25 protein-coding genes are annotated in these 26057 nt (G+C 39.3%); 4 read left to right on the top strand and 21 right to left on the bottom strand.

All coding sequences use genetic code 11. The features are described from left to right. Positions 1 to 175: 175 nt before the first annotated feature. Genes CYCPU_RS0100125 through CYCPU_RS0100115 form a run of 3 tightly spaced genes read right to left on the bottom strand, consistent with a single transcriptional unit; the run spans position 176 to position 2579 of the window. On the bottom strand, positions 176 to 1300 hold the full coding sequence (locus tag CYCPU_RS0100125; protein WP_232228490.1) for a cation diffusion facilitator family transporter: 1125 nt from the start codon (positions 1298 to 1300) through the stop codon (positions 176 to 178). Positions 1301 to 1317: 17 nt separating this feature from the next. After that, the gene (locus tag CYCPU_RS0100120; RefSeq protein ID WP_015004837.1) at positions 1318 to 1542 is read right to left on the bottom strand and encodes a sulfurtransferase TusA family protein; all 225 of its coding nucleotides are present in this window, start codon (positions 1540 to 1542) and stop codon (positions 1318 to 1320) included. Beyond that, on the bottom strand, positions 1539 to 2579 hold the full coding sequence (locus CYCPU_RS0100115; protein ID WP_016390254.1) for a tRNA (5-methylaminomethyl-2-thiouridylate)-methyltransferase: 1041 nt from the start codon (positions 2577 to 2579) through the stop codon (positions 1539 to 1541). Before CYCPU_RS0100115 ends, CYCPU_RS0100120 begins: the two co-directional genes overlap by 4 nt. A 182-nt stretch (positions 2580 to 2761) precedes the next feature. Here CYCPU_RS0100115 and glyQ point away from each other — a divergent pair, with 182 nt between their 5' ends. From glyQ to CYCPU_RS0100095, 4 genes are read left to right on the top strand one after another with little or no spacing between them, the layout of a single operon-like run. Continuing rightward, positions 2762 to 3655 (top strand): glycine--tRNA ligase subunit alpha, encoded by an 894-nt coding sequence (gene glyQ / locus CYCPU_RS0100110; protein ID WP_198003976.1) that lies wholly within the window; start codon positions 2762 to 2764, stop codon positions 3653 to 3655. Continuing rightward, positions 3655 to 5721 carry a glycine--tRNA ligase subunit beta gene (glyS, locus tag CYCPU_RS0100105; RefSeq protein ID WP_020161595.1) on the top strand — a complete coding sequence of 689 codons (2067 nt, stop codon included), beginning with the start codon at positions 3655 to 3657 and terminating at the stop codon, positions 5719 to 5721. The genes glyQ and glyS overlap by 1 nt, the downstream gene beginning before the upstream one ends. Before the next feature lie 10 nt (positions 5722 to 5731). After that, positions 5732 to 6280 carry a D-glycero-beta-D-manno-heptose 1,7-bisphosphate 7-phosphatase gene (gene gmhB / locus CYCPU_RS0100100; protein ID WP_020161594.1) on the top strand — a complete coding sequence of 183 codons (549 nt, stop codon included), beginning with the start codon at positions 5732 to 5734 and terminating at the stop codon, positions 6278 to 6280. Further along, entirely contained in the window at positions 6252 to 7001 is a 750-nt protein-coding gene (locus CYCPU_RS0100095) for a lysophospholipid acyltransferase family protein (RefSeq protein WP_015004832.1), read from the top strand. The genes gmhB and CYCPU_RS0100095 overlap by 29 nt, the downstream gene beginning before the upstream one ends. A gap of 130 nt (positions 7002 to 7131) precedes the next feature. Here CYCPU_RS0100095 and ureG read toward each other — a convergent pair whose 3' ends face one another. The 18 genes from ureG to dnaA all read right to left on the bottom strand — a co-directional run bounded on the left by ureG (position 7132) and on the right by dnaA (position 25937). Next, positions 7132 to 7746, bottom strand: coding sequence for an urease accessory protein UreG (gene ureG / locus CYCPU_RS0100090; RefSeq protein WP_020161593.1), 615 nt, complete (start codon positions 7744 to 7746; stop codon positions 7132 to 7134). Positions 7747 to 7768: 22 nt separating this feature from the next. Continuing rightward, on the bottom strand, positions 7769 to 8446 hold the full coding sequence (locus tag CYCPU_RS0100085; protein WP_020931757.1) for an urease accessory protein UreF: 678 nt from the start codon (positions 8444 to 8446) through the stop codon (positions 7769 to 7771). Positions 8447 to 8449: 3 nt separating this feature from the next. Further along, entirely contained in the window at positions 8450 to 8632 is a 183-nt protein-coding gene (locus CYCPU_RS0100080) for a hypothetical protein (protein ID WP_016390251.1), read from the bottom strand. A gap of 15 nt (positions 8633 to 8647) precedes the next feature. Continuing rightward, positions 8648 to 9097, bottom strand: a complete 450-nt coding sequence (gene ureE / locus CYCPU_RS0100075) for an urease accessory protein UreE (RefSeq protein ID WP_015004828.1) — start codon at positions 9095 to 9097, stop codon at positions 8648 to 8650. Next, positions 9097 to 10800: an urease subunit alpha gene (gene ureC / locus CYCPU_RS0100070; RefSeq protein WP_020161592.1), complete on the bottom strand. Its 1704-nt coding sequence runs from the start codon at positions 10798 to 10800 to the stop codon at positions 9097 to 9099. Before ureC ends, ureE begins: the two co-directional genes overlap by 1 nt. Beyond that, positions 10797 to 11114: an urease subunit beta gene (locus CYCPU_RS0100065; protein WP_020161591.1), complete on the bottom strand. Its 318-nt coding sequence runs from the start codon at positions 11112 to 11114 to the stop codon at positions 10797 to 10799. Before CYCPU_RS0100065 ends, ureC begins: the two co-directional genes overlap by 4 nt. A gap of 24 nt (positions 11115 to 11138) precedes the next feature. After that, positions 11139 to 11441, bottom strand: a complete 303-nt coding sequence (gene ureA / locus CYCPU_RS0100060; protein ID WP_015004825.1) for an urease subunit gamma — start codon at positions 11439 to 11441, stop codon at positions 11139 to 11141. Between the two features lie 11 nt (positions 11442 to 11452). Beyond that, complete coding sequence (locus tag CYCPU_RS0100055) at positions 11453 to 12301, bottom strand: urease accessory protein UreD (protein WP_020161590.1); 849 nt, start codon at positions 12299 to 12301, stop codon at positions 11453 to 11455. Continuing rightward, positions 12298 to 12993, bottom strand: a complete 696-nt coding sequence (gene urtE / locus CYCPU_RS0100050; protein ID WP_015004823.1) for an urea ABC transporter ATP-binding subunit UrtE — start codon at positions 12991 to 12993, stop codon at positions 12298 to 12300. The genes CYCPU_RS0100055 and urtE overlap by 4 nt, the downstream gene beginning before the upstream one ends. Before the next feature lie 2 nt (positions 12994 to 12995). Continuing rightward, entirely contained in the window at positions 12996 to 13826 is an 831-nt protein-coding gene (urtD, locus tag CYCPU_RS0100045; protein ID WP_016390248.1) for an urea ABC transporter ATP-binding protein UrtD, read from the bottom strand. Further along, complete coding sequence (gene urtC, locus CYCPU_RS0100040; protein WP_016390247.1) at positions 13823 to 14914, bottom strand: urea ABC transporter permease subunit UrtC; 1092 nt, start codon at positions 14912 to 14914, stop codon at positions 13823 to 13825. The genes urtD and urtC overlap by 4 nt, the downstream gene beginning before the upstream one ends. 19 nt (positions 14915 to 14933) lie before the next feature. Then, on the bottom strand, positions 14934 to 16544 hold the full coding sequence (gene urtB, locus CYCPU_RS0100035) for an urea ABC transporter permease subunit UrtB (protein ID WP_232228488.1): 1611 nt from the start codon (positions 16542 to 16544) through the stop codon (positions 14934 to 14936). 140 nt (positions 16545 to 16684) lie between these two features. Beyond that, the gene (urtA, locus tag CYCPU_RS0100030) at positions 16685 to 17971 is read right to left on the bottom strand and encodes an urea ABC transporter substrate-binding protein (RefSeq protein WP_020161588.1); all 1287 of its coding nucleotides are present in this window, start codon (positions 17969 to 17971) and stop codon (positions 16685 to 16687) included. Between the two features lie 35 nt (positions 17972 to 18006). Beyond that, entirely contained in the window at positions 18007 to 19167 is a 1161-nt protein-coding gene (locus CYCPU_RS0100025) for a hypothetical protein (RefSeq protein WP_026362527.1), read from the bottom strand. 652 nt (positions 19168 to 19819) lie between these two features. After that, a complete protein-coding gene (gyrB, locus tag CYCPU_RS0100020; RefSeq protein ID WP_015004817.1) occupies positions 19820 to 22234 on the bottom strand; it encodes a DNA topoisomerase (ATP-hydrolyzing) subunit B in 2415 nt (804 codons plus the stop codon). After that, positions 22235 to 23314: a DNA replication/repair protein RecF gene (recF, locus tag CYCPU_RS0100015; RefSeq protein ID WP_020161586.1), complete on the bottom strand. Its 1080-nt coding sequence runs from the start codon at positions 23312 to 23314 to the stop codon at positions 22235 to 22237. It lies immediately after the preceding gene. A gap of 24 nt (positions 23315 to 23338) precedes the next feature. After that, positions 23339 to 24439: a DNA polymerase III subunit beta gene (gene dnaN / locus CYCPU_RS0100010; RefSeq protein ID WP_020161585.1), complete on the bottom strand. Its 1101-nt coding sequence runs from the start codon at positions 24437 to 24439 to the stop codon at positions 23339 to 23341. Between the two features lie 172 nt (positions 24440 to 24611). Further along, positions 24612 to 25937, bottom strand: coding sequence for a chromosomal replication initiator protein DnaA (gene dnaA, locus CYCPU_RS0100005; RefSeq protein WP_015004814.1), 1326 nt, complete (start codon positions 25935 to 25937; stop codon positions 24612 to 24614). Positions 25938 to 26057: the final 120 nt, after the last annotated feature.

The raw sequence follows: 26057 nt of genomic DNA, 5'->3' as shown, positions 1-26057 counted from the left end.
GATTACTCCTAAAGTTTTTTAAATGATTGCTTCTAAAATTAAGTTAGCTCGACATTTTGTGCACATAATATGCCAAAACATAACTTGTTGTATTTTACGGATATTTACCTTTTTCACGGCTTAAAATCCCAATATTGGTGCATTATTTACACTAGCCGCACCAATTTTAGGCAATTTAAACAAATAACACTTTTACATCCGTCACCTCTGGAAGTGTTAACGTTTTCTTTTTAAATTTTTCTGACACATCCCGTGCTTCACTAATATTATTAATGACCTCTAAAGGAAGCTCTATTTCAACCTCTACCTTACCATCCAGATAATGAAGGGTGACATTTGACACTCCGTCTTTTTCAGCAATGCCTTCCCATGACTCATTAAGCTGGCCTATAAGACGATGCCTTAAGGGTAAATCGACACTTGGCGAATAAATCTCATCATCCTCTGGGTCGATATGGACCGTCACCTCACCAATATTTTCAACGCCCTTTATTAATGATAAGCGTACCCTTTCGCTAATTAAATGTCCCTCAGAAACACTTATTTTAGGGTCCACCAAGATATGCACATCTACAAGAGCTGTATCCCCCATTTTTCGAGTACGTAAAAAATGTAGCTCTCTCGTGCCACTGGCGTCTAATATGATTTGCTTAATTTTTTCTACAACCTCTTCATCCAATGCAGTGTCGACTAACTCCTTACTCGCATTCAATGCTAGATCAACCCCAACCTTTGCCACCATTAGACCCACGATAATTGCCGCAATAGAATCAAAGTATTGAAAGCCAGCCATATCAAGACCAACACCTATTAATACAACTAAAGAAGAAATCGCATCACTCCTGTGATGCCACGCATTAGCCTTCATCAACTCAGATTTTGTATCCCGAGCAATTTTCATCGTCAGCTGGTACATGACTTCATTAGATAAGACAGAGATCATTACAATAGTAATAACCAACCAACCATGCAGCAATACATCATCATTAAAGAAGCCGGCTATTGCATTCCAAATAATTCCCCCAGCCGTAGCCACCAACAAAGCACCTAAAATGACGGTTGCTAATGTTTCAAACCTTGCATGACCGTACGGGTGTTTTTCGTCCGCCTCTTGGCCGGCATGATGCGATGCGTAATACACCAAGCCATCTGTTAATAAATCGGACAGAGAATGAAAACCGTCAGCGACCAGTGCTTGTGACTGCGTGAACCAACCACAACCAATTTTGAAAACGGACAATACTAAATTAGCCAAGCCACCAATCACGGTGATATTCTTTTTGGCCCTGGTTTCAGTCATCAGTTGAGACATATTATTTAATCGCTTCCAACTTTGATAATTAGGATATATTCGTGATCAATTTCTTCTGTGCTTAAAACAGTATGTCCATTGATTCTACACCAAGCAGGAATATCTTGCATAACACCAGGATCTGTACAGCTGACTCTTACTTTATCACCTGAAGACAGTGTCTTTATTATATTTTGCGTTTTTATAACCGGCATAGGGCACATTAACCGGCGTGCATCTAGCTCTATCATACGCGCCAAGCATCTTGAATCTGATCCGCCTTTAAAGGCGTTACGGAAAAGTTTTTATTAACCCCGTTCTCAGTCACTTCAACATCAACAGTTTCTGCATCTCTACCTTGACTAAACCGTGCGACAATTTGTGCCGCTAGTTTAAGGTCTTCATCATTGGCCGTTCCATCCAGCAACGTTAATGGCCCTTTATGACTCATGGTTCTTAGCGTTATAAACTGCTTTTTATAACCCTGTAAGAAATTATTCTCACCTTCTTCACGAGCCACTATCAATTTAAAGTTTGGTTTTGGTCGAATATGCCGGCCTACTTTTAACAACATAATGTCGTCTATTTCATAATCTCGTTTGCCTCGAGAAGCCCATAAATCAGTTAACTTAACGGAATACGCTTTATCGGTTAAGAAACAACAACCACCAGCAGGTTGGGCGTAATCATCAAAGCCAAATTTTTCAGCCAGCGCCATTTGAGGTTTACGTGTCCGCCCACTAAAGTCATACAATTGGTCACGATTAACCCAGCCTTCACGCTCGGGCAGCGTTTCTGGCAAATTTTGCGCGCACAAAGGGCGCAATAACAAATCATCCGCGCCCGACTCTTCAGAAATTACCGGCATAGTCTCCTTACGTTGTGACATCGGACGTTGACCAATAACTTCACCGGTAATAATAAAGTCAAAGCCATTTTCTTCTGCCCACTCTTTGGCTTTTCCCACCATAAAGATTTTACAATCTAAACAAGGGTTCATATTGGCGCCATAACCATGCTTTGGGTTAAGCAAAACATCTTTATATTCTTCAATAATATCAATAATATGAAGCTTAATGCCTAGCTTTTCAGCGCTCCATAATGCATTGTTTCTTTTCGGTTTTGCTTTATCTTTTTTTCGAATTGCATGGGTATGCCCTTCCACACAAAACCCTGTATAAAAATTTATACCCTCTACATGAACCCCTTGCTCAAGCATAACTTTTGCCGCTAATAGTGAATCTAAACCACCTGATATCAGTGCGACCGCTTTACGTTGCGTTGCCATAATCTTCTCTTAAATACATTGATTGATCATTATACCCAAAGGGCCTCAAGTTTCGTATAAATGCTTAAATAGCTTATGCATTTAAGCTTGCTTTAATGATAAGTGTAGGCTTATTAGATATACTTCTCTTTTTTATTCAAACAACCGCCGAAACTACTGTGTCAAAATCTACTCAAGACCTTATGACGTTCCAAGGCCTTATCCTTGCTTTACAAGAATATTGGGCTAACCAAGGGTGTGCTATTCTTCAACCGCTAGACCTTGAAGTGGGCGCTGGAACTTTCCACCCTGCCACTTTTTTGCGTGCCATAGGCCCTGAACCTTGGTCAACGGCCTATGTACAACCCTCGCGCCGCCCAACCGATGGCCGCTTCGGTGAAAACCCAAACCGTCTACAACATTATTATCAGTTTCAGGTGCTTATCAAACCATCGCCCATTGATATTCAAGACTTATATTTAGGTTCACTCAGTCATCTTGGTTTAGACATGCTTGAACATGATATACGCTTTGTTGAAGATAACTGGGAGTCTCCTACCTTAGGTGCTTGGGGCTTAGGCTGGGAAGTCTGGTTAAATGGTATGGAAGTCACCCAATTCACCTATTTTCAACAAGTCGGCGGCTTAGATTGCCGCCCCGTTAGCGGCGAAATCACCTATGGGCTAGAACGCATTGCCATGTATATACAGGGCGTTGAAAGTGTGTATGACCTTGTCTGGACTAAGACCAATAAGGGTGTCGTTACTTACGGTGATGTATTTCACCAAAATGAAGTGGAACAATCGGCTTACAACTTTGATCATGCCAATATAGACGCCATGTTTAAACAATTCGATGAATGCGAACAGGCTTGCAACCTTTTAATTGAAAAAGGTTTGCCGCTGCCTGCTTACGAACAAGTTTTAAAAGCCTCGCATACCTTTAACTTATTAGATGCTCGTCACGCCATTTCTGTGACTGAACGGCAGCGATTTATTTTACGTGTCCGCAGCCTTTCTAAAATGGTCGCTGAAACATATTTCGCCTCTCGAGAAGCGCTAGGCTTCCCCATGCTAAAAACTGAGGAGACACCGTAATGGCCGAAACAAAAGATTTATTGTTTGAGCTCGGTTGTGAAGAACTTCCACCATCAACATTAAAAACCTTACGCGACCACCTGCTATCTGCAATATGCAGTGGCCTTGAAGAGGCAAAATTAGGTTTTACTCGTACTCATAGTTTTGCCACACCCCGCCGTTTAGCTGTATGGGTAGAAGCACTCGAAACAACTCAAGAAGATATTCATGTTGAAAAACGTGGCCCCGCTATAGCGGCTGCTTATGATGCTGAAGGCAACCCATCTAAAGCTGCTTTAGGGTTCGCACGTGGTTGTGGCACTAATTTTGATGACCTTGGCACGCTGAAAACAGATAAAGGCGAGTGGCTTTCGTATAAAAAGCTTGAAAAAGGTCAATCGGCTAAAGCGCTTATTCCTAGCATTATAGAAAAAGCCTTGACTCGCTTACCAATTGCAAAACGTATGCGCTGGGGTCATTCTAACGATGCATTTGTACGGCCTGTACATTCAGTATTATTGCTCTTAGGTGATGAGGTCATTAATACTCAATTTTTTGCTGTTAACGCCTCAAATACTTCATTCGGTCATCGCTTTCATGCACCTGGCCCTATTACCATTGAAGAGGCCAGCCAATACAATGAAAAGCTCGCTAATGCCCACGTGATCGCTTCTTTTGTAGACCGCAAAGCCCTTATTGAACAGCAAGCCATTCAAGCTGCTAACGCGGTCAATGGTCAAGCGCACATCGAACCTAGCCTGTTAGATGAAATTACTGCATTAGTAGAATACCCTGTTGCCGTAACAGGTAGTTTTGACGACCATTTTTTAGCACTCCCCAAAGAAGTCCTCATTACCACCATGCAAATCAACCAAAAATACTTCCCTATTTTGGATGAGAACGGCGAGTTGCTTCCATACTTTATTACCATTAGTAATATTGATAGCAACAACCCAAGCTCTGTTAGTCATGGTAATGAGCGAGTTATTCGCCCGCGCTTATCCGATGCTGAGTTTTTCTGGCAACAAGATATGAAAAAGACACTTGCTGAACGAATCAGCTCATTAGATAACGTCATTTTTCAGCAAAAGTTGGGATCTATTGGTGAAAAAACTCGTCGCGTTGAAAAACTCTCTATTCAACTTGCCGATCAACTCGGGCGTGATACAGCACTAGCCTCACGCGCCGCACTTCTCAGTAAAACAGACCTGATAACGGATATGGTTGGCGAATTTGCTAGCCTACAAGGCGTTATAGGCCGTTACTATGCCAAAGAAAATGGCGAACCAGATGAAGTCGCCGAAGCCTTACAAGAACAATACTGGCCGAAACAGTCGGGTGGTGTGCTACCGACCAGCAAAACAGGTCAACTTCTTGCCCTTACTGATAAACTCGATACCGTTGTGGGGATTTTCAGTGTCGGTTTATTACCTACCGGCGACAAAGACCCATTTGCTTTACGTCGCGCCTCTTTAGGTATTTTAAGGATTATTATTGAAGGTCAACTCGAACTTGACCTAAAAGAACTCATTAGCCTATCTTGTGCGCAATTTAGCCACACGTTTGACGCAAATAAGACCAAAGAGCTCGTTTTAAATTTTATGCTCGACCGTTTAAAAGGCTATTGTTTGTCAAATCATTACTCTCCTGAGCAATTCGTTTCCGTTGCCTCTGTTGACTGTACTCGACCTGTAGATTTTATGAATCGTATTCGTGCGGTCAAAGATTTTTCTAAACTAGACGAAGCTATGAGCTTAACTGAGGCCAATAAACGGATTCAAAACTTATTAAAGAAAGCACCGGACAATGTCAGCGCGCTTTTTGATGCCTCGCGTTTAGTCGATCAGCAAGAAATCTACCTATATGAACAATTACAACTGATCGAAACACAGACTCATCCATTAATCGAGCAACAACAATATATTGAAGCGCTAAAAGTATTATCTAAGCTGAAAACGCCCATCGATGATTTCTTTGAACACGTTTTTATTATGGCCGAAGATGAACAGCTTAAACATTCGCGGTTGGCTTTGCTTAACAAAATTCACTCTAATTTTATTAAAATAGCTGATATATCAATTTGTTAGATAGACAGTAATGCTTACTAAAATAAACAAGCCAGACATTATTTTAGACCGTGATGGTGTTATTAATATCGACAGTGACAGCTACGTTAAAAGTGTTAATGAATGGCTCCCAATTCAAAGTAGCATTCTTGCGATTGCTAACTTGCACAAAGCAGGTCATCGAATTTTTATTGCAACCAACCAATCCGGTTTAGGTCGTGGGTACTTTAGCTTAGATACCTTAACCGCCATGCACAACAAAATGCTCGATTTAATACATCAAGCCGGCGGTGAAATTACTGGGATAGCCTTTTGCCCACACACACCTGATGATCATTGTACTTGCCGTAAACCAAAGCCTGGCTTATTGCATGATTTATCCCTAGAATTCAATATTGATTTAAACGCCGCTATTGTCATTGGCGATAGCCTAAGGGACTTACAAGCCGCAACTGAAGTTGGTTCAAAAGCCATACTTGTTTTGACCGGAAAAGGAAAAAAAACTCAACAAGAAAACCCTGAGCTCCCTTACCCTATTTTTGAGACACTTTATGACGCAAGCCAAAACATCCTTATTTAAACTGTTAATTCCCGGATTACGATCGGTTGTTTTTTTTATATTCCAAGTAACTACTTTGTTTATATTTGCACCACTGGTTCTACTGTCTTTTCCGTTCTCCTATAACATAAGATACGCCATAGCTAGCACCTGGGCTAAACTGGTTATTAAAGGCCTTAAAGTTATTTGTAAGCTGGATTTTCAGGTAACTGGTTTAGAAAATATAAAAGGTAATGGCATTATTTTTTGTAAACATCAATCTGCTTGGGAAACCTTTGCGTTACAAGTCATGTTTCCAGAGCAATGCTGGGTCTTAAAAAAAGAACTGCTGTGGATCCCTTTATTTGGCTGGGCGCTTGCACTAACGCAACCTATTGCAATAGACCGCTCAAAAAAGAGTAAATCGTTTCGACAAATTATCAAACAAGGCAGTCAACGACTTCAATCTGGTCGGTGGGTTGTTATTTTTCCAGAAGGCACACGAACAGCCCCTGGTGAACGAAAAAAGTACATGGTAGGCGGTGCCTTATTAGCGGAAAAGTCTGGTTACCCGGTTATTCCTGTTGCACATAATGCCGGCGAGTTTTGGAAAAAAAATGCTTTCATAAAGCACCCAGGTACGATTCAAGTTCGAATTGGAAAAATGATCGACAGTAACGCCATGTCTGCCAAAGAGCTCAATCAACAAGCAGAAAACTGGATTGAAGGGCAGATGGAAGAAATAACAAACAAATCGCCTTAAAACGTTATTAGTGTCCCTTAACTATCATGCTATTAAATCAACTCTTATAGCTTTCAAGTGATCACTAATAACCCCATTAGCAATAGGTTTTATTAGGTATAGTTGACCTATCCAGAGTAAAGTTTCGGCTTTAAAGCATGCCTTCTTTAACTAGAAAGTCGATAATGCTGGCGCGACCTTCACCGGTCTTAAGGTTTGTAAAAACATAAGGTTTATCTACTCGCATTCGCTTCGTATCCTTATCCATTACATCCAATGATGCGCCTACATAGGGTGCTAAATCAATTTTGTTAATCACTAAAAGGTCTGAGCGCGTAATACCAGGGCCACCTTTCCTAGGAATTTTTTCTCCTTCAGCAACATCAATAACATAAATTGTAATATCGGCTAATTCAGGACTGAATGTAGCCGATAAATTATCACCACCGCTTTCAATAAATATTAGATCTAAATCTGAGAATTTCTCACTCAAATCCTCAACAGCAGCAAGGTTCATTGATGCATCTTCACGAATAGCTGTATGAGGACAGCCACCCGTTTCAACCCCTACAATTCGATCAGCTGCAAGCGCTTCACTTTTAGTTAAGAATTGCGCATCTTCTTTTGTATAAATATCATTCGTAACCACTGCTAACTGGTAATCAGCACGCATCGCTTTACAAAGGGAGTCCAATAAAGCTGTTTTACCTGACCCAACAGGGCCACCCACTCCAACTCGTAAAGGTATTTTTTTTGAACTATTCATCATTTTCTTTTTTACCCAAATGTTAAGATCTAAATAATCGTGTATATTGTGTTTCGTGGCGTGCGCTAGCATGAGCCAACGCTGGCGATGAGCTACCTATATCTTCATCAAGAATTTCCAACCCTTGCTCCACTGCTGTAGCTAACGGCTTTGCTAAATCACGTAAAATACGTTGGCCAGAAACTTGACCTAAAGGTATTAGTTTTACACCAGAAATAACTAGGTTCTCCAGCCAAGTCCAAGCAAAACCATGAGCAGCTATATTGACAGGAATACCCCATTGATTGACAGCTAACGCAAACCCAGCTGTTTGAGTTTTCGCCAGTGTTGACTGTAAATCAATAGAAGCCTCCACCTCTAAATCTATTAATAATCGCGTCATTGCTCGGCCACGGTTATTTTCTTCTAATCTCAGCTCACTGGTTTCTCTATAGGCCAATAAAATATCTGACCAACGCTTTAATGCTAATTCGTCATTATCTTCACACGCTCTAAGCATTCTCAAAAAAACTGGAATTTCAAGCTGTTGCAGATTAGTTTTTATAAGATCTAATAACCATGCTCGCAAATCGTTTTCACTATTCACCCAGTGTCCTTCAACAGCCCATTCTATGCCTTGTGAGTATGTGAATCCGCCTATCGGCAACGCACTACTACACAATTGTAATAGCCGTATTAAACTAACATTAGACTCCAGCATTAATTACTTTTTACTAAAAGCGGCCCCAATAACAACAATCAAAACAATGCCCAACGATAAAGGCCACACATGTTCTGGATTTGAAAATATATGCGAAATATTTTCTGATAGGTTGTGCCCATGCTCTTGGTGGGCATATGCTAAAGCTGGAAATAAAGTGACGATCGCTACGAGTAATTTATTCATGAAGAAAGCTCCTACTTAATGTTCATGGTGATGTAATCCAGTACTTTGATAAGCACCTGGCTCAGGTTCAAATGGCGCTTTTTCGACCTTAACGGTTAACCCAAACCCCTTAAGCATGTCGTCTAAAACATGGTCATGAAGGTAGCGCAGCTGTCCGGGTTTAATCTGTAGGGCAACATGCCTATTACCCAAGTGGTAACTTGCTCTTGCCTGTAATAGATAATCATCGCAATTTACTGTCGACACGGTTTCATCCGCAGCAATGACCTTAACAACCAACCCATCGGTACTTACTAATAAGTCTCCATGATAAAGAGTTTGGCCTCTTTCTAAAAATAAGCCAACTTCTCGACCATCATCTAGGGTTGATCGTAGCCGACTTTTAACCCTACTTGCCAGTGGCAGGGTTAAGCTTGCTTGCGCATCAGCCGCTTCTTTCAGTTTTTTTACTAACTTCAGCATCATTAAAATAAAAAATATCGTTGCGTTAACGGTAACTCTGTTGCTGGCTCACAGGTCAACTGCTCACCATCAGCAAACACTTGATAGGTTTGAGGGTCAACTTGAATATTAGGCTGATAATCATTAAGCAGCATATCCGACTTACATACATCACGGCAATGTTTGACTACCCCAATCATGCTTTTTAAGCCTAACTTGCCTGCAATATCATCTTTCGCAGCAGCTTGTGACACAAACGTCATACGAGTTGCATGCCGTGCACCGCCGAGTGCTCCAAACATAGTTCGATAATGCACTGGCTGAGGTGTAGGAATAGATGCATTTGGATCGCCCATTGGAGCGGCTACTATCATGCCACCTTTAATAATTAGGCTTGGTTTTGTGGCAAAAAATGCGGGTGACCATAAAACCAAGTCAGCTAATTTACCAACCTCAATTGAGCCTAATTCATGGGACATGCCATGTGTTATTGCAGGATTAATTGTATATTTAGCAATATAGCGTTTTGCTCTAAAGTTATCCGACAACTCATCATCTGTTTCTAATGCACCCCGTTGTACTTTCATTTTATGTGCTGTCTGCCATGTGCGCGTAATAACTTCGCCAACCCGTCCCATTGCTTGCGAATCAGACGCAATCATTGAAAATGCGCCTAGGTCATGCAGAATATCTTCTGCTGCTATGGTTTCCCGGCGAATACGAGACTCTGCAAAAGCCACATCTTCAGCAATATTAGGATCTAAATGATGGCAAACCATCAACATATCTAAATGTTCGTCCACCGTATTGATCGTATAGGGCCTTGTTGGGTTCGTCGAGGATGGTAATACAAACGGTTCACCACAGGCCTTGATAATATCTGGCGCATGACCACCGCCTGCGCCTTCCGTATGGTACGTATGAATTGTGCGCCCCTTCATTGCACCTAAGGTATGTTCTACAAAACCGGACTCATTCAACGTGTCTGTATGAATTGCGACTTGTACATCCATTTTTTCAGCTACTGACAAGCACGTGTCAAGTGAAGCCGGTGTCGTCCCCCAATCTTCATGTAATTTAAGGCCAATCGCGCCGGCTGTTATTTGTTCTACTAGTGGCTCTTCACTACTGGCATTGCCTTTAGCTAAGTAACCGATATTCATCGGCAATTCTTCTGCTGCTTCCAGCATTCGATGCATATTCCAAATACCCGGTGTACACGTGGTGGCGTTAGTTCCAGTAGCTGGGCCGGTACCACCACCTAACATGGTGGTGATACCTGACATCAAAGCTTCTTCAACCTGTTGAGGACAAATAAAGTGAATATGTGAATCCACACCTCCTGCCGTTAATATTTGGCCTTCTCCGGCAATTACCTCGGTTCCTGGCCCAACGACTATATCAACACCGGGCTGTACATCAGGGTTACCGGCTTTACCAATACCAACAATACGTCCATGTTTAATACCAACATCCGCTTTAATAATACCCCAGTGATCTAGAATTAATGCATTGGTAATGACCACATCAACGACCTCCGCATCTACACGTTGGCTCTGCCCCATTCCATCACGAATAACTTTACCACCACCAAATTTTACTTCATCACCATAGATGGTTCGGTCATCTTCAACTTTAATCCAAAGCTCGGTATCACCTAATCGAACACGATCCCCTGTCGTGGGCCCGTACATCTCCATATAAGCTTGTCTACTAATACTGGTCATGAGTGCGTCTCCAAAGTACCCATTACTTCGGCATTAAAGCCGTACACTTTTCGATCTCCCGCATAGGCGACCAACTCCACTTCCCGCGTTTGCCCTGGTTCAAAACGCACCGCTGTACCGGCCGCTATATTTAATCTAAACCCATAGGTTTTTTTTCGATCGAATGTTAAAGCAGGATTGGTTTCAAAAAAGTGATAGTGAGAACCAATTTGAATCGGACGGTCACCCGTATTAGCCACACTAACAAGGACTGTTTCACGCCCAACGTTAAGCTTAATCGAGCCCTCTAGAACCTTTACTTCACCTGGAATCATAAGGCACCTTCCTGTCGTACTTTATTAAACAATTGGATCATGGATAGTTACCAACTTTGTACCATCGGGAAATGTTGCCTCAACTTGTACCTCCTGAATCATTTCGGCAATGCCTGTCATTACATCATCTCGTGTTAATAGTGTGCGACCAAAATTCATTAATTCAGACACACTTTGTCCATCTCGCGCACCCTCTAGTATGGCCGAACTAATATAAGCAATGGCTTCAGGGTGATTTAACTTTACACCTCGCGCTTTGCGCCGCTCAGCTAGTAATCCTGCGGTAAAAATTAATAACTTATCTTTTTCTCTTGGGGTCAAATTCATAATTAATCCTACTAAGTAGCCCAGATGCGTGGTGAACAGGCTTTACGCTTGAGTACCAATGGCCTTAATTCACTCCATAGACGAGTGAATATTTTCCTACATTGCTCCGTAGAATCACCTAAATATCGCACCAATAAACAGTCTTCGACTAAGGTTGTGGCAATCAATACGTTATTATCATCTGTCAATAATGTTCGCACCATCTCTAGCATGCTGTTGTTTGCAGGCGTTGCCAAAAAAATAGCCATCACCGAATTATTACGTAAACCGGTTGGTGACTCCAATTTATTTGCTTCAACGTTCATTTTTTCTATTAATAGCGGTCTCTCATTACGACTGAGCATAAAATCCAACTGCAAGCGACCTTCGGTAAATTTTTGTTGATTAGCTGGTAAACCAAAACAATGCATTTCCCAGCCTATAAATTGTGCTGTTGGCGTAAGGTCGATATGAGTTCTCAAATGAACTTTTGCGCCAGGAAAATAAATATTTTCCTGGGGAAACCACTCTAATGCTGCCCCTTCATCTACAGTTAGCCTTTGTTGTTGGTGTGCTGTATCGCCTTGGCTTTTGTAATACTTCGTTGCACCCGGCGTAGTTAATAGCGTATTAGCCTGCTGCCCCACATCCACATTTATATACAAGCGATCACCACCGACCACTCCACCCGGTGGATGTAATATATACAAGTGACATACATCACCTTCAGGATAAAATGCACGCTGAACAGCTAAGGGCCCACGTTGTTGGCGTGCAGACAACACCGTTTTATTCACTTGCACTGCAAACTTTAAATCCAGCTGAGCCTCCCAACCAGACACTGTTTCTGTCTCTATTGTTGACGTTAATGCTGAACTCATACGGTTAAATATTCACTGACTAAATCATCCGTTAATTCAGCAATTTCACCCTTAGCTACTGCGCACCCGCGTTCCATAATGATAAATTGGTCAGCAACTTTTTTAGTTATCGGTAACTTTTGCTCAACAAGCAATACGGTTAACCCAGCTTCTTTGTTCAATTTATTAATAATATCGCCAATTTCTTGAACTATATTTGGCTGAATACCCTCTGTAGGCTCATCAAGAATTAACATAACAGGATCAAGCGCTAGGGCACGCCCTATAGCTAATTGTTGTTGCTGGCCACCCGACAAGTCTCCTCCACGGCGTTGTGACATTTCTTTTAATACGGGGAACATTTCATAAATAGACTCAGGAATTGTTCGCACCTTATCTCGGCGTGATGATAATCCAATTTTTAAATTTTCTTCTACCGTTAACAGTGGAAAAACTTGTCGCCCTTGAGGTACATAACCGATCCCTAAACTCGCTCGTTTTTCCGCAGATAATTTAGATAGCTCTTGACCATCAAACATCATGCTTCCAGATTTTGTTGGCAAAATTCCCATCACACTTTGGACTAGAGTGGTTTTTCCAACACCGTTGCGCCCCATCAAACAGGTACATTTCCCTTTAGGTATTTCTATATCTAAATCCCACAATGTATGACTTTGACCATAGAATTGATTTAATTTTTCAATTTTTAACATCGCTAAGCACCTAAATAGACTTCAATAACACGCTCATCATTCTGCACTTCATCCATGGTTCCTTCTGAAAGCACACTCCCTTGATGTAACACGGTCACTTTGCGTGCAATTGAACGAACAAAATCCATATCATGCTCTACAACTACAACAGAATGCTCTCCTGCCAGTGAGGTCAGTAGTTCCCCGGTTTTTTCCATTTCTTGATGTGTCATTCCTGCTACAGGTTCATCCACTAATAACAGCCTAGGCCGTTGCATTAATAACATACCAATCTCTAACCATTGTTTTTGACCATGAGACAATAAACCCGCAGGCAGTATTGCTTTTTCAAGTAAACCAATTCTCTCAAGTACTTGGTCAATAGTATCCCGTTGCTCGCCCGTTAATGTTGCAAATAGAGTCGCCCAAACACCTTTATCACCTTTCATCGATAGCTCAAGGTTTTCAAATACAGTATGGTTTTCAAATATTGTTGGTTTTTGGAACTTACGACCAATACCAGCATTCGATATTTCTGGCTCTGTCATTCTAAGCAGGTTCATCGTTTGGCCAAAATAAACAGTTCCACTATCCGGCTTAGTTCTGCCGGTAATAATATCCATCATCGTTGTTTTACCAGCACCATTTGGACCGATAATACAACGTAACTCTCCATCATTAATATATAAGTTAAGATCATTAATGGCTTTGAAGCCATCAAAGCTCACACTGACATCTTCCATATATAAAATAATGTCTTTACTAACCTCTAGGTTAGGATTTATATCCGGCTTTAATAAATCAAACACCTCATCTCGGCGCAATACATCACGCACCATATCTAATGTACTCATACCGTAGCCTCTTTGCTTTTTTTGAATAAGCCGGCTACTCCTTGCGGTAGGTACATGGTTGCAAAGATAAATAACCCGCCTAGTGCATATAACCAAACCTCAGGAAATGCACCGGTAAAGTATGTTTTTGAAAAATTCACTAAAATCGCCCCTATTACCGCACCATATAGTGTTGACCGTCCACCAATCGCTACCCAAACGACCATTTCTATAGAGAGTAATGGTGAAAATTCACCTGGATTAATAATCGCAACCTGTGGTACATACAAGGCACCAGCAATGCCTGCAAGAATTGCAGAAAAAGTGAATATCCACAGTTTTACATTTTCAACTCGGTAACCAATAAAGCGAAGCCTATCTTCTGAGTCTCGTACCGCTATTGCAACGCGACCTAATTTAGATTGTACGATCGCTCGACAAGCTAAATAACCAAAAGCTAGCGCCACAGCCGAAGCAAAGAATAAACCCACTCTAGTTGCATCACTTTGCAGTGAAAAACCGAGAATATCTTTAAAATCCGTTAAACCATTATTCCCACCAAAACCAAGCTCGTTTCTAAAAAACGCTAACATTAGTGCATAAGTTAATGCTTGAGTCATGATTGATAAATAAACACCTGTTACACGAGAACGGAAAGCTAACCAGCCAAACAGATAGGCTAATAAACCCGGTACTAACATAACCATAATCGCTGCAAACCAAAACTGATCAAAGCCTTGCCAAAACCACGGTAATTCAGTCCAGTTAAGAAAAACCATAAAATCTGGTAACTCAGGGTTCCCATACACGCCTCTATCACCTATCTGACGCATAAGGTACATACCCATCGCATAACCACCCAGTGCGAAAAAAGCCCCGTGTCCTAAACTTAAAATGCCTAGCACTCCCCAAACCAAATCGACAGCTATCGCCAATAATGCATAAGTAAGATACTTGCCTAATAAAGTGACTGTATAGGTTGTTAAGTGAAAGGCACTTCCTTCTGGTACAACTAAATTTAATAGCGGCACCATAATACTAACGAGCAGTAAAATAGTAAGAAAAACTTGACCACCGACATCATCTTTTAAAATTTTCTTTAAATACATTTTATTTATCCCCCCACTTTTAAGTTGCTGCCCGACCTTTTTGTGGGAATAGCCCACTAGGTCGTTTCTGAATAAATAAAATGATAAATAGCAAGACGATAATTTTCGCTAACACTGCACCCGCCCAAGGTTCGAGTAATTTATTAGTGATACCTAGGCTTAGTCCAGCAACTAACGTACCCCATAAATTCCCTACCCCACCAAATACAACCACCATAAATGAGTCGATAATGTAGGCTTGCCCTAAGTTAGGGCCTACGTTTGTTAACTGACTAAGTGCTACCCCTGCAACACCTGCAATTCCAGAGCCTAAACCAAACGTCATTGCATCCACCCAGTTTGCTTTAACCCCCATTGCACAGGCCATAGTCCGGTTTTGGGAAACGGCCCTTACCTTTAAACCGAGTGTGGTTTTTTTTAAAATAAACAATAAAATGAAAAACACTAATACTGCAAAAACAATAATATAGAGCCGATTCCACGTTAGTGCTAAAGCATCATTAACCTGCCACACCCCACTCATCCATGTTGGTGATTCTACTGCTCGATTTAAGGGTCCAAAAATTGATCGTACAACTTGTTGTAAAACTAAGCTGACACCAAATGTAGCCAATAATGTTTCAAGCGGTCTGCCATATAAAAACCTAATAATACCTCGTTCAATTAGAATTCCCACCAATCCTGAAACAATAAAAGCCAGTGGAATAGCAATTAATACTGAATATTCAATTAGGTTTGGAAACCAAAGTTGCACAACATATGTTGTGTAAGCACCTAACATAATTAATTCGCCATGAGCCATATTGATAACACCCATCACACCAAAGGTTATAGCTAGGCCAATAGCGGCAAGTACTAACACTGATCCAAGACTTAAACCAAAAAACAGGGTTTCAACTTTGGCATACTGGCTAACTCGTTGATCAATCTTGGCTAATGTTTTCGTCGCAAGATTTTTCGTTTCTTTATCGTTTACATTGTCTATAACTTCTGCCAATACTTGACGCACACTCGGGTTAACACTGTCTTTCACATTTGCAATCAAGTTTCGTGTATCACCCTCATTCTTTTTAAGCTTTAGCGTTGAAATAGCTACATTTAATTTTTCTTTAACGTCATCATCCTGCTCTATCTTATAACGTTTTTCTAATGCGGCTAATTGCTTGACATCTATTTGACTTAACACCTGATCAACAGCTGTTTTCCTTATCGTTGCATTTTCATCATTAAGTTGAATCATCGCCAACGCATCACGTAACGTTGTACGCAAACGATTACTGATGATTATTTTTTTCCACTCTGATGAAATAGCAACACCCAGCGATTCACCTGTTAATACTGCACTTGCGTAGTCTTTACCTGTTTTTTCAGTTAATACAGCCACCAATTTATCTGCTTTTCGGTAATGAAGCTGACTATGTAGTAAGGCATCAATTACTAGTGGCAAGCGTTTGTCATTAATTTTGACGAGTTTTTCTATCGCTTGCGTCCTTTTTTTAAATTTAGATGATGTTAAATCTGCTAACACAATTTCAAAATCGGCTGATATCCCATCATCAGCAAAAGACGAAAAACTAATAGGTATCATTACCATTAGTATTAATACGACCATCCTAGTTACGTATGTCATGAATCACACTCTTATGTATTATTGTGTTTCTGAAAAGGTCTGCTGTTATTAAGTACAATTTAATCTCTTAATTTAAATACATGGCCAGACACAACCTCAACTTACTTGTGCCTGGCCAAAAATTTTGCGATTACAACTGATTAGAAGTTTTGACCTGAACACTTTGCCGTTTTCACATTGTAATTGCCGCATGAAAGCGGTTTACGCCAATCTGAAATAAGGTCTTTCGATCCTTCTAAGTAATCTGACCATGCATCCCCTGCCACTAAACCAGATGTTTCCCAAACAGTACCAAACTGACCATCATCTTGGATTTCACCAATGACAACTGGCTTAGTAATGTGATGATTTGGCATCATCGACGAATAACCACCTGTAAGATTTGGAACTGAAATGCCAATAATGGCCTCTTGTACAGCCGCTGAATCAGTTGTGCCTGCTTTTTCTACGGCTTTAACCCACATATTGAAGCCGATATACGTCGCTTCCATTGGGTCATTCGTTACCCGTTTTTCATCTTTAGTAAAATCATGCCAAGTAGAAATAAACTTATCATTTGTCTCAGCTTCAATACTCATAAAGTAATTCCATGCCGCCAAATGGCCAACTAATGGTTTAGTATCCATACCTGATAGTTCTTCCTCACCAACTGAGAAGGCTACAACAGGAATATCTTCAGCTGAAATACCTTGGTTTCCAAGCTCTTTATAGAAAGGAACATTAGCATCACCGTTAATGGTAGAAACCACTGCTGTTTTCTTCCCTGCTGAACCAAATTTCTTTACATCAGAGACTATTGACTGCCAATCTGAATGACCAAAGGGAGTGTAATTGATCATAATGTCTTCTGCTGCAACACCCTTTGATTTCAGATACGCCTCAAGAATTTTGTTTGTTGTTCGTGGGTAGACATAATCAGTTCCGGCTAATACCCAACGCTCAACACCAATGTCACTCATCAGGTAATCTACCGCTGGAATAGCTTGTTGATTAGGTGCAGCCCCAGTATAGAAAACATTTTTAGAAGACTCTTCGCCTTCGTACTGTACTGGATAAAAAAGTATACTGTCTGACTCTTCAAACACAGGTAATACTGATTTACGTGACACTGAAGTCCAACAACCAAATACCGCTGATACCTTATCTTTATCAATTAACTCCTTCGCTTTCTCAGCAAATAATGGCCAATTTGAAGCAGGATCAACCACAACGGGTTCTAGTTTCTTCCCTAGCAAACCACCTTTTTTATTTTGCTCTTCAATTAACATTAAAACCGTATCTTTTAATGTCGTTTCACTGATTGCCATGGTGCCTGATAATGAATGCAATACCCCTACCTTAATTGTATCTTCTGCCGCATAGACATTACTTGCTATTAAGGCACCTGCTGAAACTAATGATGTAACTAATTTTCGTTTTATATTCATTTTGATTTCCCTATTTAATAGTGTTGAGCTAATTATTAATACTGGAATTGATAACCGATAACAAAAGCATCCATATCATTTGTTCCGTTGTCTGTGCTTGAGTAAGCCACAGAAATTCGAGAGTTAAACCCATCGATAACATAATTAAAACCAGCATCAATTGTTTCAGAATCGCTGCCGTTATCTGGGTTTACTTCTGAGTAAGAAAAGTAAGGTTGAACCTTGCCTATACCTAACTTGTTTGGAAACAAGTAAAGTGTTGTTGCTTTCCATGAATCACCTTCAAATAAACCAAATGCATTTGTTTTTCCGTCTAAATCAAAGTCTTTATAGGCTGCTTCAATGGTCAAAACACCTTCGTTTTCCAACACGTTTTCATATAAAACATCTGTATATAAGGCTGTGAAATCACCTAAATCACCAACAATACCGGTAGCATCTTCCTCAAATTGAGCAGCCACTGAGACAGTAAAAATATCGCCCGCTGCACCGTATGATGTACTACCTGTGTAATAACCAGGTGCTTTTTCAACATTTAAGAAGTTATAACTGAACCTCGCTGCATATAAAAAGTTATCATCTGGGTCCGCATCACCCATCCCTGCACTTTCATAACCTTCAAAAACACCGACAGCATAGGTAAAACGCTCCTCAGCTCCTAAACGACCCCATACCGTTACACCTTCATCACGGCCATATAGACCTGCATTACCTTTTCCATGATCTTCTCCTTGATCAGCAGGGCCAAATGGGGTTTTAAAAGCATTCCATATATTGGCGTAGTATGGACCACTCATTTCTTCACGATCAGCAGGCACTAGCATGCGGCCAGCCCATATATTTAGTGCAGGGTTAATCTTAAACTTTGCAATAGCATCTAAAATTCCAAACTCCTCATCAAATGGTGCATTAGAACTACTCCAAAATGTCTCGGTATTTAATTCAAACCCGAAATTTTCAGAAATTTGACCATTAATATAGATTCGCGCGCTATCCAAGTTAAAATCATTTGACCAATCATCCCCACTAGGCGACGCATCCTCTACTGCAGTGAAACTTGTTCTCACGCCCACACCGAAACTTATCCATTTACCATCTGAACCTTCAAATTTTGCACCAGCCAATACAGAACCAGTCATGACTTGAGCAGCAATTAATGCCGCAATCCCTGTCACTTTTCCTGAATATTTCATCATTCATTACCTTTTATCTTGTCAATGGAAGGTACTAAAATGCGAATATCATGCCAGAATATAACCCTTTGTTTTTAATGGATAATGACTATATATTTAGAATTATTGCACAAAAAAAGCTCATAAAAATGAGCCTAAAAAAATTAATGAATTAATTTGGTGCGATTTCCAGATATAAACTAATCGCTAAAATAAAAGAACCCTCTCTTAAACAAACCTAGACCTGATTTACTTTGTGATCTTGCATCATTCGATGAATAAATACAGGCTTATATTGGTAAAGCTAACCATTGCTTTTATTTCTTATAAGGAATCAAACTATCTAAACCTCTGCTAACAGATGTTTCGACAATTAATACATACCTTAAATATACCTATCTTGTAATTATTTAATTTGTTTTTCACACGGCTTCAATAAATTTTTTTAAATCCAGGGTAAAAATAAGCTCCTGAAAGCTTATTTAAGAAGCCTTTTCACATAAAGCAACCCGTTTGTATGCGTTTTTTATTTTTAAGCTCTACAGCAAAGGATAAAGCCTTTAGTGAAATTCATTTCCGATTTTTCAAAAAAAAGCGGAAATTTAATTTCCGCCTTTGATACTTTTAAACGACTCATAACCCTTCTGGTTTATGTGTGTTATTTTTTCATAAAAAACTACACATCTAAGTTTGCTACTTCTAATGCGTTTTTTTCTATAAAGTTTCGCCTAGGTTCTACTTCATCTCCCATTAATGTTGTAAACACTCCATCAGCTGCAATGGCATCCTCTATTCTTACCTGCAATAAACGTCTTGAGTCTGCATCTAATGTTGTCTCCCATAGTTGATCTGGGTTCATTTCTCCTAGCCCTTTATAACGCTGGATTTGTTGACCTTTTCTTGCTTCTTTCATTAATAATTCAAAAACTTCTTTAAAACTAGTCACAGTATGTTTCTTATCAGCAATATTAAGGTGCGTGTCTTCCTCAAACATACCCACTAATGTTTTACCAAAACTGACTAAGCGTTTATATTCACCTGATTTAAAGAATAGACGTGGCATTTCAAAAGATTTCTCTACTCCATGAGACATGGTTATACAGTGAACCGACCAATTATCTTGTTGGTACTTTAATGACAAACTATATTGGGTTGGGCAACTTTCTATTCCGTTTAGGTTTTTTTCTAAGTCTTGTAACCAATCATTTAACTCGTCTTCACTAACAGATTCTGTTATTTCAGTAGAAACCAATAGCTCGTTTAAAATCAACTCATCATAACGCCCCGCCAGTCTCGCAATCATTCCTTCAATTTGAATATGTTCTTTTGCAAGTTCTTCTAGCGCAAGCCCTGTAATAGCTGGTGTTGTCTCATTAATAACTAAACTTGCTTTTTGTAAAGCCAATTGTAGAAGGTAACTATTCAGCTCATTATCATCCTTAACATAATATTCTTGTTTACCTTTTTTTACCTTATATAAAGGCGGTTGCGCAATATAGACATTACCATTCTCAATCAACTCAGGCATTTGGCGATAGAAAAAAGTTAATAACAATGTTCGTATATGTGAGCCATCCACATCGGCATCTGTCATGATAATGATCTTATGATAACGAAGATTTTCTGGCTTATACTCTTCCTTACCAATACCACAACCCAATGCTGTTATTAAGGTTCCCACTTCATCCGACGATAACATTTTATCGAACCGAGCTTTTTCTACATTGAGTATTTTTCCTTTCAACGGCAATATCGCTTGAGTTCTTCGATCTCTGCCTTGCTTTGCTGAGCCTCCAGCCGAGTCCCCTTCCACTAGAAATATTTCTGATAATGCAGGGTCTTTTTCTTGGCAATCAGCTAATTTCCCAGGCAAACCAGCAATATCTAAAGCAGACTTACGTCGTGTCATTTCCCTTGCTTTTCTAGCCGCATCTCTCGCCCTGGCTGCTTCTAGCATTTTGCCAGCTATTTCTTTTGCTTCTGTTGGGTTTTCTAACAAAAACTCTTGTAGCGCTTCAGCTAAGGATGACTCAACAATGGATTTCACTTCCGAAGACACCAATTTGTCTTTCGTTTGTGATGAAAACTTAGGATCTGGTACTTTAACTGATAAGACTGCCGTCAGCCCTTCACGCGCATCATCACCCGATGTTGTCACCTTCTGTTTTTTTGCTAGGCCGCTACCTTCTATATATTGATTTAATGTTCGAGTGAGACCTGCTCTAAAACCTGCTAAATGTGTCCCCCCATCTCTCTGAGGAATGTTATTTGTATAACAAAAAATATTCTCTTGATAAGAATCATTCCATTGCAAAGCCACCTCCACATTCACATCATTCTTATCTACGTTGATATAAATAATATTTTCATGGATTTGAGATTTATTTTTATTTAGGTGATTAACAAACGCTTTAATCCCACCTTCATATTCAAAGATCTCTTCTTTTGCGGTGCGCTCATCCGATAACCTAATTCTTACACCAGAATTCAAAAACGATAATTCTCGTAGCCTTTTTGCCAATAAGTCAAAATGAAATTCAATATTACTGAAGGTACCGATACTTGGTTTAAACCTCAGACTTGTTCCTGTTTTTTCAGTTGGTCCTACAACTTTTAACGGCTCTACAGGTTCACCTTTTTTATACAGCTGATAATGCTGACTACCTTCCCTGTTTATAGTTAACTCTAATTCGTCAGATAGCGCGTTAACAACAGACACACCCACACCATGCAATCCACCGGACACTTTGTAAGCGTTATCATTAAACTTACCGCCTGCGTGGAGCACCGTCATAATGACTTCAGCAGCTGATCTCCCCTCATCGGGATGGATATCAACAGGAATACCACGACCGTCATCTGTGATAGTAACCGAATTATCTTCATGAATAATTACACCAACCTCTGTGCAGTAGCCTGCTAAAGCCTCATCAATAGAATTATCAACCGCCTCAAACACCATATGATGTAAGCCTGAACCATCATCGGTATCACCTATATACATTCCCGGGCGCTTTCTAACCGCATCTAAGCCCTTTAGAACTTGTATATTTGATGAATCATAAGTCTCATTGTTTTTTTCTTCGCTCACTTAACTATCCTCTATCTGCATAACTCCACGTTTCACGTGAAACACCTTAGTTTCTTTCGCATCAATAAACTCTAAAAACAAATCTATATTTGTTGTCGTCACGAAAGTCTGTATATTTAGTTTCTGTAAAAAAAACATTACTTTTCTTACATTCTCCCTATCAAGCTCAGCACCTAAATCATCCAATAACACACAAACCGACTTAGATACTCGATCACGCATTAACTTAATTTGCGCTAAATACATCGCAATGACCAGCAGTTTCATCTGCCCTCTGGATAAATAATCCTGTGCTAACCTTCCATTAACCAGAACCTTAATATCTGCTTTATGCGCGCCTGCTGTGGTGAAGCCATACAAGATATCTCGGTCCTTTGCTTTATTAAGCGCATCCTCAAACGATAAGCTTTTATCCCAGCCTTTTAAGTAATTTAAAGTAACCTCTGCATCACCAATAAACTGACAGGCAATACCTTTAAGTTCTTTATCTAACAATTCAAGATACTTCTCTCTTTCATGACTGACTATTGTACCGTATTCAATCAGTTTATTATTCCAAACAGTTAATGTATCTAATTGTTTGGTTTTCAATAACTTATTCCTCTGTTTCAATAAGTGGTTATATTGCTTCGATATATTCAAAAATGAGTGTTTCACGTGGAACACACCGGTATCAATAAAAGCCCTTCTATCAACCCCACCATTTTCTAATAATGTTTGGGATTCAGGCCTGATAAGGTGTGCATGAAACAGACGGGATAATTCAGAAGATTTTTTTTCTGATCGAGCATTTATCCTGATAATGGTTTTATGTTTGTTTTTTTTGATCGCTATCTTATGAGAAACGTTCACATAAGCTAATTGGGCAAAAACAATAAGGCTATCTTTATTGTGTGAGAGAACCTTAGTGATATTTTGCGTTCTAAAAGAGCGCGCCCTACTTAGTATGTAAAGCGACTCTAGAATTGATGTTTTTCCACTCCCGTTAGGCCCAACAATAATATTAAGCTTAGGAGATGGTTGGAATATTATATTTTCAATATTCCTAACATCTTTAATTTGAATATCGACTAAAGACAAGAAAAATAATTACAGTAAAAATGTTTATATACGCATTGGCATAATAATAAATTGACTTCTCTTATCTTCTGGGTTTTCAAGCAAGCAACTACTGTTTGTATCAGTAAAAGAAACTAACACATTATCCGATTCAATTACATTTAGGGCATCCATTAAATAACTTGAATTAAAGCCCATACTCATCTCATCACCATTGTAATCAACCACTACTTCTTCTTCGGCTTCATCCTGTTCAGGGTTATTAGCATTAATAGTCATTAATTGGTTTGATAAGTCTAAACGTATTCCTTTATATTTTTCATTGGATAAAATGGAAACACGAGATAAAGCGGATTTAAAAGATAACTTATTGATATTAAAGCTATGTTTACTTTGTTCAGGGACTACATTATTAAAATCAGGGAAGCGTCCATCAATCAACTTTGCATTAAGTTCAACATCACCCAACGAGAATTTAATACTGTTTTTAGCGATCTTTATCTCAACAGCACCTTCAAATTTATCCATTAGTCTGAGTAATTCTTGGGCTGCTTTTCTTGGAATGATAACCTGGTTAATGGATTGATTTTCATTATCAATTTTATTTTTAGATAGGGCTAGTCGATGACCGTCTGAGGCGACAGTTTGTAATTCACCATCAACAATTTCCATCATTAAACCATTTAGATAATAACGAACATCTTGTTGTGCCATACAAAAAATAGTTTTACTAAAGGCTTTTAATAAAACCTCTTGGTTAATGCTTATTTGATTTAGGTAACTTGATTCATCGAAAAGAGGGTATTCATCTGATGGCAGTGTCCTAAGTGTAAATCTGCTTTTGCCTGATTTAATAATAAGAACACCATCATTGAAAGATAAATTTAATTCACAGTGATCAGGTAAAGATCGACAGATGTCTAATAACTTTCTTGCAGGAATCGTTATATTAAAGCTATCTTCCCCTATCAATATGGATTTAGCGCTGACCTGTACTTCTAAATCTGTGCCTGTGAATTTGATCGTACCATTGTTAATCGATAAATAAACATTCGATAAAATCGGTAAGGTCTGTCTTTTTTCAATAACACCAAAAACCTTCTGTAATGGCTCTAATAGATCTTCTTTATTAATATTTAATTTCATATCTCTTAATACTTATTATGATTATAAGGAATTAAAAATCGGTTAGTATTTTTAATTATTAATTTTAAATCAATAACCTACGTTATTTTAAAAGGTGTTGTTAAATATAAAAACTATTGTGGATAACTTGTTTGTAAAAACATCTCAAATTTTATCCACAGCTTACACCTAATTAATGCGATAGGGTTCTTAACAGGTTAATATAATCTTCATCAATCAATTGATCAGAGTCTCTTAGCTCTTTTACTTTTCGCGTTGCGTGAAGAACGGTCGTATGGTCCCGGCCACCAAATTGATTCCCTATTTCTGGCAAGCTGTATTGAGTAAGTTCTTTTGCCAGAGCCATTGCTATTTGTCTTGGGCGAGCGATTGATCTTGTTCGTTTAGCAGACAATAAGTCAGATGTCCTTATTTTGTAGTACTCAGCAACCGTTTTTTGAATGTTATCAATGCTAATACGTTTGTTTTGTAGAGCAATCAAATCTCTGAGTGCTTCTTTAGTAAAATCTAAGGTAATAGGTTTACCGGTAAAGTTCGCATTTGCTAAAACTCTGCGTAAGGCCCCTTCTAGTTCTCTAACATTGGATTTAATTCTATTGCCCATAAAAAAAGCAACTTCATCAGCTAGGTCAACGCCACTTAACGCGGCTTTACTTTTTAAAATAGCCACCCGTGTTTCTAAGTCTGGCGGTTCAATGGGAATTGGTAAGCCCCAACCAAAACGAGATTTAAGTCGTTCTTCTAAACCATTAATCTCTTTTGGATAGCAATCACAGGTTAGGACGATTTGCTTATTGTTTTCAATGAGAGTGTTAAAGGTATGAAAGAATTCTTCTTGAGACCTTTCTTTCTTTGCAAAAAACTGGATATCGTCAATAAGTAATAGGTCTAATGAACGATAGTAGTTTTTAAAATCATTTATGGTGTTTTTCTGTAAAGATTGGACCATACCGGATACAAAGCGCTCGGATGATAAAAAAGACACACGTTTGTTTTTGTTCTTTTGAAGAATGGCATTGCCTATGGAGTGCATTAAATGCGTTTTACCGAGTCCTACTCCCCCATAGATAAAAAGCGGGTTGTATGAAACACCCGGGTTCTCCGATACCTGTATAGCCGCGGCTTTGGCTAACTCATTAGATTTACCCATAACGAAAGAGTCAAAAGTAAAGGCACTATTAAGATTATGGGAAACACTGGGTGTGTTATTAGCTTTAGTCGTCGTTTTTTTACTGACAGTAGCGGGCGAAGGTTGTACTTTTGAACTGCCTATTTTAAGATGAAGCTTAATTTTATTTTCAGTTAACTTATTGATTATATTTGTTATATTTTCAATATAGTTATCTGAAACCCAATCTAATACAAATTTGTTTGGCGCAAATAAAAGCAATTCATCATTATTAGTTTGAGCTTGAAGAGGGCGAACCCAGGTATTTATTTGTTGAGGGGGAATTTCTTCCTCTAATCGTTGTAAACATTGCTCCCAGAGAGATGACACATTAATCCTTGATAAAATTGAAACGAATGGCTTATAAGAATACCCCTTAAAGGGAAAGTTATCCACAGTAAAAAAGATTCATTAGAGAACGACACTACGGCGGGAATCTTTATTTAAACA

Origin of the sequence: Cycloclasticus pugetii PS-1 (assembly GCF_000384415.1) — a bacterium.
Taxonomy (GTDB): domain Bacteria; phylum Pseudomonadota; class Gammaproteobacteria; order Methylococcales; family Cycloclasticaceae; genus Cycloclasticus; species Cycloclasticus pugetii.
The sequence above is the reverse complement of the archived record's forward strand: the minus strand, read 5'-3'. Positions and strand labels throughout refer to the sequence as shown.

What these genes read in the sequence shown, in the direction of transcription:
- CYCPU_RS0100125 (WP_232228490.1), bottom strand. Translation starts at nt 1,300, where the DNA reads ATGACTGAAACCAGGGCCAAAAAGAATATCACCGTGATTGGTGGCTTG.
- CYCPU_RS0100120 (WP_015004837.1), bottom strand. Translation starts at nt 1,542, where the DNA reads ATGATAGAGCTAGATGCACGCCGGTTAATGTGCCCTATGCCGGTTATA.
- CYCPU_RS0100115 (WP_016390254.1), bottom strand. Translation starts at nt 2,579, where the DNA reads ATGGCAACGCAACGTAAAGCGGTCGCACTGATATCAGGTGGTTTAGAT.
- glyQ (WP_198003976.1), top strand. Translation starts at nt 2,762, where the DNA reads ATGACGTTCCAAGGCCTTATCCTTGCTTTACAAGAATATTGGGCTAAC.
- glyS (WP_020161595.1), top strand. Translation starts at nt 3,655, where the DNA reads ATGGCCGAAACAAAAGATTTATTGTTTGAGCTCGGTTGTGAAGAACTT.
- gmhB (WP_020161594.1), top strand. Translation starts at nt 5,732, where the DNA reads ATGCTTACTAAAATAAACAAGCCAGACATTATTTTAGACCGTGATGGT.
- CYCPU_RS0100095 (WP_015004832.1), top strand. Translation starts at nt 6,252, where the DNA reads ATGACGCAAGCCAAAACATCCTTATTTAAACTGTTAATTCCCGGATTA.
- ureG (WP_020161593.1), bottom strand. Translation starts at nt 7,746, where the DNA reads ATGAATAGTTCAAAAAAAATACCTTTACGAGTTGGAGTGGGTGGCCCT.
- CYCPU_RS0100085 (WP_020931757.1), bottom strand. Translation starts at nt 8,446, where the DNA reads ATGCTGGAGTCTAATGTTAGTTTAATACGGCTATTACAATTGTGTAGT.
- CYCPU_RS0100080 (WP_016390251.1), bottom strand. Translation starts at nt 8,632, where the DNA reads ATGAATAAATTACTCGTAGCGATCGTCACTTTATTTCCAGCTTTAGCA.
- ureE (WP_015004828.1), bottom strand. Translation starts at nt 9,097, where the DNA reads ATGATGCTGAAGTTAGTAAAAAAACTGAAAGAAGCGGCTGATGCGCAA.
- ureC (WP_020161592.1), bottom strand. Translation starts at nt 10,800, where the DNA reads ATGACCAGTATTAGTAGACAAGCTTATATGGAGATGTACGGGCCCACG.
- CYCPU_RS0100065 (WP_020161591.1), bottom strand. Translation starts at nt 11,114, where the DNA reads ATGATTCCAGGTGAAGTAAAGGTTCTAGAGGGCTCGATTAAGCTTAAC.
- ureA (WP_015004825.1), bottom strand. Translation starts at nt 11,441, where the DNA reads ATGAATTTGACCCCAAGAGAAAAAGATAAGTTATTAATTTTTACCGCA.
- CYCPU_RS0100055 (WP_020161590.1), bottom strand. Translation starts at nt 12,301, where the DNA reads ATGAGTTCAGCATTAACGTCAACAATAGAGACAGAAACAGTGTCTGGT.
- urtE (WP_015004823.1), bottom strand. Translation starts at nt 12,993, where the DNA reads ATGTTAAAAATTGAAAAATTAAATCAATTCTATGGTCAAAGTCATACA.
- urtD (WP_016390248.1), bottom strand. Translation starts at nt 13,826, where the DNA reads ATGAGTACATTAGATATGGTGCGTGATGTATTGCGCCGAGATGAGGTG.
- urtC (WP_016390247.1), bottom strand. Translation starts at nt 14,914, where the DNA reads ATGTATTTAAAGAAAATTTTAAAAGATGATGTCGGTGGTCAAGTTTTT.
- urtB (WP_232228488.1), bottom strand. Translation starts at nt 16,544, where the DNA reads ATGACATACGTAACTAGGATGGTCGTATTAATACTAATGGTAATGATA.
- urtA (WP_020161588.1), bottom strand. Translation starts at nt 17,971, where the DNA reads ATGAATATAAAACGAAAATTAGTTACATCATTAGTTTCAGCAGGTGCC.
- CYCPU_RS0100025 (WP_026362527.1), bottom strand. Translation starts at nt 19,167, where the DNA reads ATGATGAAATATTCAGGAAAAGTGACAGGGATTGCGGCATTAATTGCT.
- dnaN (WP_020161585.1), bottom strand. Translation starts at nt 24,439, where the DNA reads ATGAAATTAAATATTAATAAAGAAGATCTATTAGAGCCATTACAGAAG.